This is a genomic window from Paenibacillus terreus (assembly GCF_042138595.1).
Taxonomy (GTDB): Bacteria; Bacillota; Bacilli; order Paenibacillales; family Paenibacillaceae; genus Paenibacillus; species Paenibacillus terreus.
The window spans coordinates 17,238-31,317 of the sequence record NZ_JBHIRX010000003.1 but is presented as its reverse complement, the minus strand read 5'-3'; the positions used below and the strand labels follow the sequence as shown (position 1 = coordinate 31,317).

At 34.7% G+C, this 14,080-nt stretch carries 11 protein-coding genes; all 11 read left to right on the top strand.

Annotation, left to right across the window (positions count from 1 at the left end):
- The first annotated feature begins 7 nt into the window (after positions 1-7).
- The 11 genes from ACE5KN_RS07140 to ACE5KN_RS07090 all read left to right on the top strand — a co-directional run bounded on the left by ACE5KN_RS07140 (position 8) and on the right by ACE5KN_RS07090 (position 14,067).
- Positions 8-868: a glycosyltransferase family 2 protein gene (locus ACE5KN_RS07140; RefSeq protein WP_375528082.1), complete on the top strand. Its 861-nt coding sequence runs from the start codon at positions 8-10 to the stop codon at positions 866-868.
- A 1-nt stretch (position 869) separates the two neighbouring features.
- Positions 870-3,170, top strand: a complete 2,301-nt coding sequence (locus tag ACE5KN_RS07135) for a glycosyltransferase (RefSeq protein WP_375528081.1) — start codon at positions 870-872, stop codon at positions 3,168-3,170.
- Between the two features lie 17 nt (positions 3,171-3,187).
- Complete coding sequence (locus tag ACE5KN_RS07130; RefSeq protein WP_375528080.1) at positions 3,188-4,477, top strand: UDP-glucose dehydrogenase family protein; 1,290 nt, start codon at positions 3,188-3,190, stop codon at positions 4,475-4,477.
- A 13-nt stretch (positions 4,478-4,490) separates the two neighbouring features.
- Positions 4,491-5,834, top strand: a complete 1,344-nt coding sequence (locus ACE5KN_RS07125) for a glycosyltransferase (RefSeq protein ID WP_375528079.1) — start codon at positions 4,491-4,493, stop codon at positions 5,832-5,834.
- Positions 5,801-8,161 (top strand): glycosyltransferase, encoded by a 2,361-nt coding sequence (locus ACE5KN_RS07120; protein WP_375528078.1) that lies wholly within the window; start codon positions 5,801-5,803, stop codon positions 8,159-8,161. The genes ACE5KN_RS07125 and ACE5KN_RS07120 overlap by 34 nt, the downstream gene beginning before the upstream one ends.
- Before the next feature lie 102 nt (positions 8,162-8,263).
- Positions 8,264-10,267 (top strand): hypothetical protein, encoded by a 2,004-nt coding sequence (locus ACE5KN_RS07115; RefSeq protein WP_375528077.1) that lies wholly within the window; start codon positions 8,264-8,266, stop codon positions 10,265-10,267.
- Positions 10,268-10,401: 134 nt separating this feature from the next.
- On the top strand, positions 10,402-10,731 hold the full coding sequence (locus ACE5KN_RS07110; RefSeq protein ID WP_375528076.1) for a helix-turn-helix domain-containing protein: 330 nt from the start codon (positions 10,402-10,404) through the stop codon (positions 10,729-10,731).
- 33 nt (positions 10,732-10,764) lie between these two features.
- A complete protein-coding gene (locus ACE5KN_RS07105) occupies positions 10,765-11,430 on the top strand; it encodes an IS30 family transposase (RefSeq protein ID WP_375528075.1) in 666 nt (221 codons plus the stop codon).
- A 167-nt stretch (positions 11,431-11,597) separates the two neighbouring features.
- The gene (locus ACE5KN_RS07100; RefSeq protein ID WP_375528074.1) at positions 11,598-11,948 is read left to right on the top strand and encodes an EamA family transporter; all 351 of its coding nucleotides are present in this window, start codon (positions 11,598-11,600) and stop codon (positions 11,946-11,948) included.
- A gap of 35 nt (positions 11,949-11,983) precedes the next feature.
- Positions 11,984-13,096, top strand: a complete 1,113-nt coding sequence (locus ACE5KN_RS07095) for an FAD-dependent oxidoreductase (protein ID WP_375528073.1) — start codon at positions 11,984-11,986, stop codon at positions 13,094-13,096.
- Positions 13,093-14,067 (top strand): glycosyltransferase, encoded by a 975-nt coding sequence (locus ACE5KN_RS07090; RefSeq protein WP_375528072.1) that lies wholly within the window; start codon positions 13,093-13,095, stop codon positions 14,065-14,067. Before ACE5KN_RS07095 ends, ACE5KN_RS07090 begins: the two co-directional genes overlap by 4 nt.
- Positions 14,068-14,080 lie beyond the last annotated feature (13 nt).

The following is a 14,080-nucleotide window of genomic DNA, read 5'->3' as shown; positions in this document are numbered from 1 at the left end:
AAAGTCGGTGAAAATTGTGAAAAAGGTTTCTATAATAATCAGAACGTGTGATAGGCCGCTATTGTTGAAAAGGGCATTGATTAATATTTTTATTCAAACATATAAAGACTTCGAAATTATAGTTATTAATAACGGTGGAAAAGAAGAACTTTTATTTAAGATAATAGATGAATTTAATATAGATCAAAAAAACAAAATAAAAGTTGAAACTTTAGATTATATGGCGACTAGAGGGCAAGCTTTAAATGTTGGCATTTGTAGAAGTCAAGGGGAGTATATTGCTATTTTAGATGACGATGATACCTGGAACCCAAAGTTCCTGGAGAATTGTATAGAATATTTGGAGTGCCATATTGCAACTAATGGGGTTGCAACACGGACAGTAATGGTAACAGAAAAAATAGAGGGGAATACAATTGTTGAACTTAACAAAAGAATATTTAACCCTCAACTGAAAAAAGGCAGATTAGTTAAAATGCTAAGGTGTAATTTGTTTACAATAAACGCCTTTGTATATAGGCGAGAAGTATTTAAAGATGTGGGATTATATCGCGAGGACTTATTGGCTTTGGAGGATTGGGAGTTTAACCTTAGATATATGTTAAAAAATAAGGTTGATATTTTACCTAGTTCTCTTGCTTATTATCATAAAAGAATAAATTTAAATGCTTATTCAGCAGCATATCTTAACTCTGGTATTGAAGAACATTTAAAAGCGGACCAAATGATTAGAAAAGAATATATGCTCAGGTTACTGAAACAAAAGCGTTTTCTTGCGGCGGTGCTGATCTATGTGTTTGGAATAATAAATGGTATTACTAGAACAATCAAGGGAGTTACAATGTATTTATTGAAAATGGAGAAATGATATGATGAATTTCGATTTCAATCAACAACCAGGCCTTTATAAAAGGTTCGAGTTTAATACTAATAGTATCCCTCCTCTTATAAGTATTATTACCCCATACTACTTTGCAAAAAAGTATATTAGACAAACGTCAAATAGCATATTTAACCAAACGTTCCCTTTTTTTGAATGGATTATAGTTAATGATGGTACTAATGATGCGGATGATTTACAACTGCTAACAAAACTTTCTCAGGAAGATCCGAGAGTTAAGTTATATCACACTGAGAATGGAGGACCATCAAAAGCGAGAAATTATGGCGTTAGGATGTCTACAACTGATATCATAGTCCCCCTTGATGCAGATGATTTAATAGAACCTACCTATTTGGAGTGCGTATACTGGACCTTGTACTGTAATCCGGAAGCCAGTTGGACGTATACAGATAGTGTAGGTTTTCAAAATCAAGAGTATCTATGGAAAAAAGGATTCGACTCAAGGAGAATGTGCTCAGAAAATTTTTTAACAGTAACCGCTGGTATAAGGAAGAAAGATTTTCTAGAGGTTGGGGGGTACCCTGAGCTTGAAAAACACCAGTATGAAGATTGGGCCTTATGGCTAAATTTTTTATCTGCAAATAAATACCCTGTACACATGAATTGGTATGGCTTTTGGTACAGAAGAACTGAAGAGGGAGTCTTATTTAAGACAAGTAACGATGAAGAATATTATAGATTAGCCAAACAGTCAATTAAAAAAGCAGCAGCAAAAGTGAAGAAAAAGATCGCAGGGATAGAATTCCCTAGATATAAAAATGCTGATTTTAAAAAACCATTGATTTGGGATTGGGATATGGAAATAGACCCCTTAAACGATAAGACAAAGATTCTAATGTTACTACCTCATATGGTAATGGGGGGGGCAGATCTATTTAATTTAGATTTGGCGGCCAGAATTAATAAAAATAAATACGATATTTCCATAATAACAACCAATCCAGGTGACTCGTCATGGAGACAAAGATTTGAGAAACATGTTACAAATATTTTCGACCTAACTACTTTCTTGGATGTCGAACATTGGTGTTCTTTTATACATTATTTCATTAAATCAAGAAAAATTGATATCCTCTTTATTTCGAATAGTTATTATGGTTACTACATTCTACCATGGATTAGAAAAGAATTTCCTGATCTAGTGATAGTTGACTATATCCATATGGAGGAAATGGGCTGGAGAGCAGGAGGATATGCTAGAACCTCTAGTGCAGCTGGTGATATTATAGAAAAAACATATGTTTGTAACGAACATTTAAGGCAGCTCCTAATTTCAAGGTTCAACAGAAAACCAGAGGCTGTGCAAACTATATACATTGGTGTTGATTCAACAGAATTTGACCCTTCGTTAATTGAAAGTGGTAGAGTCAGAAGTCAGTTTAATTTGGGTAACCGACCAATAATTTTGTTTCCATGTAGAATAGCAGAACAAAAAAGGCCGTTTTTAATGTTGGAAATTGCGAAAGAAACCAGAAAAGTCATACCTGACATTTGTTTTCTAATAGTTGGGGACGGCCCTCAACTGTCAGAGCTAAGGAAAGAAATTGATAAGAGGAAATTAAACGACACCGTTTACCTAGCAGGAAGACAAGTGGATATGAAAAGTTTCTACAAGGATGCGAATATAACGCTGATATGTTCTATAAGAGAAGGATTAGCTTTAACAGCCTACGAGTCATTAGCTATGGAGGTCCCAGTTATAAGTTCAGATGTTGGAGGGCAAAAGGAACTGATCGATAGTAAAGTAGGGCGTTTATTGCCCTTGTTGCAGGAGAAGACTAAATATATAGACATCGAAGTCAGTAAGAAGTATAACAGTAACGAGATAAAACAATATGTTGATACCATAGTGGAAATGTTAACAGATAGCAATGAATATAGAAATTTAAAGAAAAATTGCAGAAGAAGAATTAATAGTGGATTTTCCATTAATCAAATGCTAGCTAATTTTGAGAATGAGTTTGATAAATTTAAAGAAGGCAAGGGAGCAGTTGAGCGTAGAGATTTGTCTATGAAACTGAAAAGTATATCAAATTTAATTGATGACTATTTAGTGATGTATAATGAATATGAGATACAAGCAATTAAATACAACAGATTAATGCAGATTATTATGTATCTTAAGGATGTTATAAAACTCCAAAAATCCCCTTTATCTATTATTAGAGATTTTAAGCAGATGCGAGATAATTATGTTGTAAAAAGATTTCTAAGCAAGTATCTTTCTAAGCTTTCTGTTCTAAAATTAATTAGAGAACGAAAGTGAAAAGGAGAATTTATAAATTGAAAATAGTTGTTACTGGTACTGGATATGTTGGTTTGGTAACAGGTGTTTGTTTGGCCGAACTGGGTCATACAGTTCACTGCCTTGATACGAACGAGGAGAAAATAAAAATGCTTAATAACGGGCTTAGTCCTGTCTTTGAGCCGGGAATAGACGAGTTAATAAAAGAGAATAGCGAACAAAAAAGATTGAATTTCACTTCTAATTATGTAGAAGCTTACAGGGATGCAGATGTTATCTTTATTGCAGTAGAGACTCCTGAACTTCCAAATGGTTCTGCGGATTTAAATATTTTGTTTAAAGCAGCTGAACAGATTGCCGAAAATATACAGGGAAATTGTTTGATTGTAATAAAGTCAACTGTTCCAATTGGAACAGCTGATAAATTGAATTCATTTATTGAAGATAAACTGAGATATAATGTAACTTTTGAAATAGCATCAAATCCGGAGTTTTTATCACAAGGTACCGCAATAAATGATACTTTGTATGCTAAAAGGTTAATTTTGGGCGTGGAATCTGACAAAGCAGAGGGGACATTAAGAGAAATCTACAAAAAAATTAAAAGTCCTATATTGGTGACAAACCGTAGAAGTGCAGAAATGATCAAGTATGCATCTAATGATTTTCTAGCTTTAAAAATTTCTTTTGTTAATGATATCGCTAATTTATGTGAAATTGTAGGGGCTGATATAGATGATGTGACCAAGGGAATGAGTTTTGATGACAGGATTGGAAATAAATTTTTAAACGCTGGCATTGGTTATGGTGGTTCTTGTTTTCCAAAAGATACGAAATCTTTACATTGGTTAGCCTATCAGCATGGATATGAGTTAAGAACAGTTAAGGCGGCTATTGAAGTTAACGAATTGCAAAAGACCAAATTGATAAGTAAAGCCCGAAAACAGTTTCCAAGCTTTAAGGGTATTAGAGTTTCCATACTGGGAGTAACATTTAAACCAGGTACAGATGACTTGCGTGAGGCTCCGTCTATTGACAATATTAAAATTCTTGTTGAAGAAGGCGCGTTGCTGACAGTTTTTGATCCGGTGGGTATGGAGAAGTTCAAAAACTACTTTCCTCAAGTTAATTATGCTACTAGTGTTGAAGAAAGTCTGCGAGATGCTGAAGCCTGCTTCATTTTTACTGAATGGGATATGTTTAAAGAAATTAAACCCGAAAAATTTCTTAGCTTAATGTCCCAAGCAAATGTGTATGATGGACGTAATTGTTTTTCGGTATTAGACATGAGAAGGAACGGAGTGAATTATATTTCTATTGGCAGATAAATGAGGAGGGCTTATGGAGTACAAAATTAGTGTGATAGTTCCAGTTTATAACGTAGAAAATTATCTTGAGAGAGCTATTGAGTCATTAGAGAATCAAACAATTGGGTTTAATGATTTAGAGGTAATTTTGGTGAATGATGGTTCAACAGATAACAGCTCCAAAATTATAGATTACTACTCTAAAAGGTATGATAATGTTGTTGCTGTTCACTATACAGAAAGCAGTGGGGCGGCCGGCAAACCGAGAAATGAAGGACTGAAGCTTGCTAGTGCGGAGTACGTTATGTTTTTAGATCCAGATGACTATTTTACAAACGATGCATGTGAGGTGCTATATAATTCTATTACGCATAACAAATCCGATGTAGCTTTTGGTACTTACAGATGTATCTCAGAAGATGGTACCAGTATTGTTTATCCTTCTGTTATACCAGATGATTTTCCGGATAAAGTAGCGAACACGAATATTGATGACTCCGCATTTTTGTTAAAATTAGCACCCTCAGTATGGACAAAAATTTTCAGGAAAAGTTTTATTATAAATAACAATATAACTTTTCCAGAAGGAATTGTGGCCCAAGATCTTGTTTTTGTTATTCACTCTTTATTTAGTGCTCAGAATATTACCTTTTTAAAAAAAATTATCTATAACTACCGACTAAGAAAAAATTCTAACAAATCTATTAGTTATATTCATGATAAAAAATATTTCCTTGGGTTAAACGAAAGTCATAAGATGGTGTTTGAGTTGTTTAAACTTTTTGACAAAATGAGTTATTATTCTATAATATTGGAGGGTTTTTTGAATTATAAATTTCAAGATATATTTTACTCTGAAAAACTGATTGATGAAAGTAAAATGGACGTACTCAGAAACTTTAATTGGCTTTTTGTTGAGTGTGAAAAGTATAAAATAAAACCATCTGACAAGATGAATGAAATTTTGTTTAATTCAATATTAATTGGGGAACTAGATAATGCAATTGCTATTCATAATAAGTATGGATGTATAAAATCTGACTATATAGATGAGATTTCAAAAGTAGAGAGTGGTAAAATATGGTTGGAAATGAAATTGGAACAAGAAAGAAATGCAGTCCTAGAACTAAAAACATGGGTTGAAGAATTAGAAAAAGGTAGGGAGTGGATGAAAGGCCAAATTTCATTACATAGTAAGGAATTGGCAGAACAAAAAGATATTATAGAGGAGTTGCAGAAATGGAATGATGAGTTGAAAAATGCGAACGATTGGTTGAAAACACAAGTAGATAATTATCAGAAGGAATGTGTAAATCAGAAAAAAATAATTGAAGAGTTAAGGGAATGGATCTCAATATTAGAAAAGGAAAAGGGGTAACAATGGACTTTAATTTTGATCAACAACCAGGAAAAAAACTTTTAAGCAGAGGAATAATAAATGAAGGCCCTCCATTATTAAGCATAATAACACCGTATTTTAATGCGGGCCAATACTTTGAACAAACAGCAAATTGTGTATTCAACCAAACGTTTCCGTATTTTGAATGGATTATAGTTAATGATGGAAGTACAAATAATGAAGACGTATCCATACTTCTTGATATTGCAAAGAAGGATTCAAGAATTAAAGTGCACCATAAAGACAATGGAGGAGCAGCAACTGCAAGAAATAAAGCAATTGAATTAACTAGCACTGATATTATTGTAACTTTAGATGCAGATGATCTTATAGAACCAACTTATCTTGAATGTATTTACTGGTCTCTATATTGCAATCCCCAGGCTAGCTGGACTTACACAGATAGCACAGGCTTTGCTAGTAAAGAATATCTATGGAATAAACACTTTTCGTCAGAAGTAATGAAGTCAGAAAATATTTTGTGTTATAGTGCGGGATTTCGAAAAAAAGACTTATTAGAAGTAGGTGGCTATGATAGTTTTGCGAAATTTTATTTTGAAGACTGGACTTTGTGGCTAAAACTATTAAAGAAAGGTAAGTTACCAGTCCATATGAGGTGGTATGGTTTTTGGTATAGGAATTCTAATACTGGTGGGCTTGCTAAAATAAACAATGATAAAGAGTTATATTCTAAAGCGATGAGAATAATCGAAGAAACAGCCTCGGAACTTGATGATTCTGTTCAAGCCATTGAATTTCCTAGATATAGAGGAGTGGATTTTGAAAAACCACGAAAATGGGAGTGGAATAGAGGGCCTATATTTGATGATAATAAAATAAGAGTTTTGATGATATTACCGCATATGGTTATGGGTGGAGCTAATCAATTCGATTTGAATATAATTTCGCGTTTAAACAAAGAAAGGTTTGATGTTTCTGTAGTAACCACTAACCCTGATGAACCAACATGGAGACAAAGATTTGAAGAACATGTTACTGATATTTTTGACTTAACAACATTCTTGGATGTGGCTGATTGGAGTGCATTTATTCATTATTTAATAAAAACTAGAGATATTAGCGTTGTTATGGTGGATAACAGTTATCTCGGGTATTATTTAATTCCATGGTTAAAGAAAGAGTTTCCTCATCTTATGATTGTTGATTATGTTCATTCGGAAGTGGAGAACTGGAGAGGTGGAGGGTATGCTAGAACTTCTTCTGTTGTAAACAATATCGTTGACAAGACATTTGTTTGTAATGAAAATTTAAGGCAAACGATGATTAATAAATACCGAAGATCCCCAGAAAATATTGAAACGTTATATATAGGTGTTGATAAAGATTATTATGATCCCAGAACTATATCCAAAGGAATTATAAGAAGAAAAATAAATATTGATGAAAGTAGACCGGTGGTTTTGTTCCCGTGTCGACTTTCAGAAGAGAAACGTCCATTTCTGATGTTAGAAATTGCAAAAGCCACCAAAAAGGTTATCCCGGATGTGTGCTTTTTTGTTGTAGGAGATGGCCAATATTACGGGGATATCCAAGATAGAATCAAAAAAGAGAACCTTATTAATACAGTATTTTTATTTGGAAGGCAGCAAGATATGAGGCCTTTCTATAAAGATAGTGATATAACATTAATTTGCTCAAGAGTTGAGGGATTGGCACTGACAGCCTATGAATCAATGTCCATGGGCACACCTGTTATAAGCTCAGATGTAGGTGGACAAAAAGAACTAGTTGATAGCTCCACCGGGGCTTTACTCCCTTTTTTGGAATTAGTGGCAGATTATTTTGATAAGGATCGAAAGTATACTAAGCAGGAAATTATGCAATATGTTGAAGCTATTAAAGATATCCTTAAGGATAAGAAAAAGTATGAACAAATGTCTCAAAATTGCAGAGCAAGGATAGTAGATAATTTTTCTGTTGATAATATTATTGTTAAACTTGAATCGTATTTTATGAATCATAGGTATATTGCAAATCAAAATATTTCGCATGAGCATTTGGGGATGCTTGGGGATTTGGTAGATGATCACTTAACTATGTATTATGAGTTTTTGCAACGAGAAGCTGATTTGGAATGGATTTGGAATCAGCGCCTTGAACTATCACAAACTTTAGAAAACAATCTAATTGAGGATGATTCCTCGCATCTTGAACATGCAGCGTTATTAGAACTGAAAAGAATATATGCTATGAGGTCTTGGAAACTTGTTCAAAAATATCAAAAATTTATGGATTCAACTACTTTAGGCAGGATGTTTAGCAGAATAAGAAACATCATTAAGTGACTAAAACTTATCTAGGAGGCATTTTAATTATGCCTCCTTTAATTTAAAATAAATCACTGCTTGCGAGGAGAAGGAAAATTGTTAAGGAGAAAGATTCATTTTTTGAAATATATTACAACAGCTCTTAGTATAGTCCTATTATTTTTAGGGTTTGGTTTGAATTTATGGAAAACTGTTGAGCCTCAATGGTTTGAAAGTTTTCAGAGAGACTCAGAAGCCCTTGTAGTTGGGAGGTTAATTAATTCCCAAGTTAATGGAGTTATGTCTGATAATATGTTTTTGGGTGGATGGACACGAGCTAATAACGCTGAAAGTTCTCCTGAAGATCAATATAATATCTTTTTGGGGAAAACAGAGAAGGGTGATTATAGTGAGTATGAATCCCAAATAGGACTTCAGGGTTTTTTCTTTTCATTAATCGAAAAGTTATTGCCTGTTGGTAATGATTATATGCTTATGTATTTAAAAGGGATAAATGTTTTGATTTTATCTGTGCTACTTACAGGACTCGTTATATGGTGCTTTAATGAGTTCAATTTGATTACCTCATGGGTTTTACTAATTGGTATTATATGTTCTCAATGGTTGATTATTTTTGGAAGAAATCTTTACTGGGTAGCATGGTCCATGTATTTACCGTTTTTTATTTGTTTATTTATTTTATTTTTAGAGGAGAAAAAACAGAAAAGATACAAAAGAACTTTAAATCTTCTGATTTTTTTAGCAGTTTTCATTAAATGTGGTAGTGGCTATGAATATATTAGTTCCGTTTTTATTACTGCTATAGTACCTCTTATATACTATGCATATAAATCAAAATGGGCTCCAAAAGTTTTTGTGTTAAGAGTGATTTCAGTTTCATTATCTTCATTGATTGGTTTTTTATCCGCATTATTCATTCACATATATCTTCTATATTTAAAATATTCATCTTTATCTGATGCACTTTCAGTAATTAAATTGATTATTTTGAAACGTACTTATGGAGACGCCAATGAAGTCCCTGCAGTTTTTCGAGAGAGTTTAAATGCAAATGTATTTGAAGTAGTAAGTACTTACTTAAATGGTTTTGCATTTGATTTAAATAATTTTTTTGGGACACATCTAGACCTATTGAAAGTATCCTTCAAAGATATGATTTGGTTTTTTTTGGTTATTACTTCTCTTGTCTTTGTTTCAGAGAAAATATCAACAAAAATTCAGCTGCATAGAAGAAAACTAATTGGACTTACTTTAAGTTTGTGGTTTTCTCTCTTGGCTCCACTTTCCTGGTTTATTATGGCGAAAGGCCACTCATATATTCATACACATATCAATTATTTTTTATGGCAGTTACCGTTTACCCTAGTAGGGTTTGCTCTCACAGGATCTATTATCTCGTATCTGTTATCAGATCTCCTTCAAAAGAAGAGAAAAACGAAAATTTTATTATTATTCTTTGGCTTAGGTATAATGATAATTTTCTTAGTCAAACCTCTAATCGGAGTATATAGAAGTGATTTAGCCTTTAATCAACTTATCCAACAGTCCGAAATGAAAGTAAACACATTAAATTACAAAATATATGTTAATTATAGTGAAGGAAAGTTAATTTATATTTCAAACAAAAAAAGTGCTAATTTAGACGAAAAGTTTTTCTTGCATATTTATCCTTTGCTCAAGAACAAAGTTCTTGATGAACAAAGAATAAGCTACGGTTACGATAATTTTGACTTCTTTGCAGCTGATTATCAAAAAAAATCTCCTTATTTCTCAAGATATTCAAAAGAAAAGATCTTCATAAAGGAATTGCCGAAATATGCGATTCAGCAAATCGATACAGGGGAATTCAACGAATCAGGACAATTATGGAGTAGGAGTATAATATACGATATTAGTAAAATTAGGCCTAACTATATTAATATAGCAAATCTCACGGATGAAAATTGGAAAAATGGAGTTAATAGAACCGATTCTAATGTCATCTTAATAGATAATAATTATTTGAACCAAATTTATCTCTATTATGAGAAAAAACTAAAAATTAATAGCAATTATTATAAAATAGAAAGTTATAATATCACAAATGATAAGTGGATTATTTTGAAATTGGACAATAAAGTATGAAAGATATTTTTTCGAAGTGACAGATTGTAATATGAAGTGCGACACCTACTGGAAATAAATAAACAAAAGGCCCATGGCCGGATTTGTGTAGAATGAAAGCTCCTACACCCACATTCACACAAGGAGAATCCGCCATGAGCTACACATATCTTAGTATAATTGAGCGAAGCAAGCTAGAAATCCTCCACCAACAGGGGAAAAGTGCCAGAGCCATTGCTAAGGAACTGGGCAGACACCACGCCACCATTAGCCAGGAACTCTGTCGAAATGCAACACAGGAGACTTACCATGCGGAGGCGTCCCAGGAGAGCTACGTTCAGCGTCGTAAAGCCTCCATTCCTGCAGGAAAATGGACACCGGAGTTGGCGGCGGTTATCGAAGAAGAGAAGCTTCAGAGGACTTGGTCTCCTGAGCAGATCGTAGAACGGCTGCGTCAGCAAGCACTATCGATCGTATGTTTTTAAAACGATCTATCGCTGGTGTACGCTGGTCATTTAGTGAAAGGCGTGCTCACGGTTCTCCAGCAAAAAGGCAAACGTCAGCAGCCTGCGGAGACTCGCGGGAAGTTTGCGATAGGCAAGCCCATCTCCCTGTGCCCTAAAGAGGTGCAGTCTCTCAAACGTTCGGTCATTGGGAACTGGATACTGTCGTTTCCAGTCGCGGGAAAAGCAAAGGCTGTGTGGCCACGTTCCTCGAACGTAAAACGCGCCTGTACACCGCCATTCGGATGGCTGACCGCCATCGCGTTGTCCATGGAAATCGCCTTTGGTGTAGCTGTTTCCCAGTACCCCTCCGCTGCCTTCCAAACGGCGACAACTGACCGTGGCAAAAAGTTTGCCTGTTATGCGAGCCAGGAGGACACCCATGGCACGCAGGTGTATTTCGCTGATCTGTATTCCTCTTGGCAACGAGGCTCCAACGAAAACGCCAACCGCTTGCTGCGAGAATTCTTTCCCAAAGGTACGGATTTCGCTCAAATTACAGACGAGGCCTTGGAGGATGACCTCCACCTGATCAATCACAGGCCACGAAAATGCTTGGGATGGAAGACAGATCACGAATCCTTTTCAGAGGATCTGTCGCACTTCTTGATAATCCGTCAAGTAAAAAAAGTAAGGTTTTTATGCTTTATTATTTTGCTGTCTCCACCTGAATGTAAATAAATAGATATAACATATGGCATCAAACAAGCTTGTGTTGTGTTATAAAGTAAAAATTGTTTCAAGCCCAGCGCTTATATATGAGTAATATAGTTTTTGTGGTATTATCTACTGCAAAAGAGTCTATTCAATGTTAAAATGAAGAATATGTCGAACAATAGGAGAGTTTAATGTTACTCTTGTTACTTTTTTTAGCAATGGTTTTTAATATCATTGCTCAGGTTTCTTTAAAGCACGGTATTAATGTCCTAAATCTTAGTGGTTTAAACATGCAAACACTATTTAAGGTAGCCTTGTCTCCTTATATTTGGTCAGGAGCTATTTTGTATGGAGTTAGTTTCGTGTTTTATATTTTTGCTTTGTCACGTGGTGAATTAGGGAGGGTATCCCCAGTGTCGCAGGCTTTAACAACTCTAGGGATCGTAACTGTTTCAATCCTGATTTTTCACGAGCCTATAACATCTTTTAAAATAATTGGGATTGTTTTACTTGTCGCTGGAACAGTCATAATATTCTACTAATCAGCAATGATCACACACTGGAAGGGAAATGACTTTTGAAGTACGATTATGTTATTTTGGGTGCAGGAATATATGGATTGTATGCTGCTCATGTTTTGGCAAAAAAGGATTTGAAAGTGGTTGTTGTAGAGATAGACGACAAGCCTCTTCAGCGAGCCAGCTTTATTAATCAGGCTAGAGTTCATAACGGTTACCATTACCCTAGAAGTGTATCAACAGCATCTAAATCAGCACATTATTACGAACGATTTGTTCGGGATTTCTCCTTTGCGATAAACGACCGATTTAAGAAGATATATGCCATCTCTGCCAATGACTCACTAACGAATGCAGAACAATTTTTGAGTTTTTGTAACTTTGTTGAGATCCCAGCTGTGGAAGTAAATAGCAAAACATACTTTAATCATGGAGTAGTTGAAGCTGCCTTTGAAACCATGGAATATAGTTATGATGCAAATAAAATTAGGCAGTGGTACATGGATGAACTTACAAAATACAGCAATGTAACACTTTGCTTTAATAAGTTTCTTAGAGATGTAAGGGAATTCGAGGATTCATTTACACTCAATTTTAGCGATGATACCAGCTGTAAAACGTTTAATATTCTCAATGCAACCTATGCAAGTACTAATCAGATACTTCAAAAATTCAACTATGAGTTATTTTCCACTAAGTATGAAATATGTGAAGTAATAATGACGGAAGTATCCAATAATATCAAAAATGTTGGGATAACTGTTATGGATGGTCCGTTTTTTTCTTTAATGCCTTTTGGAGAGAGCGGTTACCACTCTTTAACTTCCGTAGGCCATACTCCACATGAATCCTCCTTTAGTACGTTGCCTGAGTTTTCTTGTCAGCAATTTAATGATGCTTGTACACCAGACCAGCTGAGTAATTGCAATTTTTGTAGGGCCAAGCCATTATCAGCGTGGGCTAGAATGCACCAGTTGGCAAAAAAGTATTTAGTTTCAGACATTCAGGTTACCTATAAAAAGTCATTATATGCTGTCAAAGCATTGATTAGTGCTTCTGAACTCGATGACTCTAGGCCCACGGTTATAAAGGAGTTTTCAAACAGGCCAAGATTTATTTCAGTATTCTCTGGTAAGTTCAACACTATTTATGACTTGGAGGAAGTGTTGTGAAAGAACAAGTCTTTGTCTCTGCTGTTTTATATGCTCACAATAATGAGCTTGAAATTGACCAAGCACTGCTAGAATTGGATTGTACACTGAGAACATACTTTAAAAACTATGAGATCATAATCGTAAATGACTCTAGTCAGGATAGGACTTTGGAGAATGCTCACTCGGTAATAAAGGATATATTTGGTGATGTTACTATTATCAACTTGTCTAGAAAGCACGGTGTAGAACATGCCATGATGGCAGGTTTGAATAAATCAATGGGTGATTTTGTATTTGAACTAGAATCTCTTTGCATTGATTTTAGAATGGAACTTCTGTACAAGATGTTTAAGACGGCGACTGGTAAAGGTTTCGATATAGTTGCAGCTTCCTCAGGGCAGGCAGGATGGAAATCACGTATGTTTTATAAGCTGTTAAATCAGGTGTCGTATTTGAATTTGTCCCTATCCACAGAGAGTGTTCGATTAGTTACTCGACGAGCTTTGAATGCGATGTTGAATTTAAAGGAGAGAGTAAGGTACCGTAAAGCGCTCTATGAGCTCACAGGTTACTCCAAAACATTGGTTCAATACGAGCCTATAAATAAAATTATCGGGAGAAAAGTTAATCGTGAGAATATTAGCTTAGCCATAGACGCGTTGGTGTCCTTTTCTCATTTTGGATTAAGGGCAGCTCACCTGTTAACGGTAGTGTTTTTTCTGTTTTCATTATTTATGGGAGGGTATGCCCTTTACAATTATTATTTTAATCAGTCTGTTGTTGAAGGATGGACAACACTGATGATTTTGATGTCGCTAGGCTTTGCAGGACTATTCTTTATAGGAGGTATTATTGGAGAATATACTTCCCGAATTTTGATCGAGATACAGAATCGGCCCTTTTACAGCACCAAGTCCGTTGAAATGTATAAAGAGAAAAGGCCTAAGCTTGAGCTAATAAAAGAAAAGGATCAGGCATCTAACCATTAAGGGGGATATTTGT

Bases quoted from the DNA above. Each gene is read 5' to 3' on its own strand.
- ACE5KN_RS07125 (WP_375528079.1), top strand. From the start codon at position 4,491: ATGGAGTACAAAATTAGTGTGATAGTTCCAGTTTATAACGTAGAAAAT.
- ACE5KN_RS07100 (WP_375528074.1), top strand. From the start codon at position 11,598: ATGTTACTCTTGTTACTTTTTTTAGCAATGGTTTTTAATATCATTGCT.
- ACE5KN_RS07120 (WP_375528078.1), top strand. From the start codon at position 5,801: ATGGATCTCAATATTAGAAAAGGAAAAGGGGTAACAATGGACTTTAAT.
- ACE5KN_RS07110 (WP_375528076.1), top strand. From the start codon at position 10,402: ATGAGCTACACATATCTTAGTATAATTGAGCGAAGCAAGCTAGAAATC.
- ACE5KN_RS07135 (WP_375528081.1), top strand. From the start codon at position 870: ATGATGAATTTCGATTTCAATCAACAACCAGGCCTTTATAAAAGGTTC.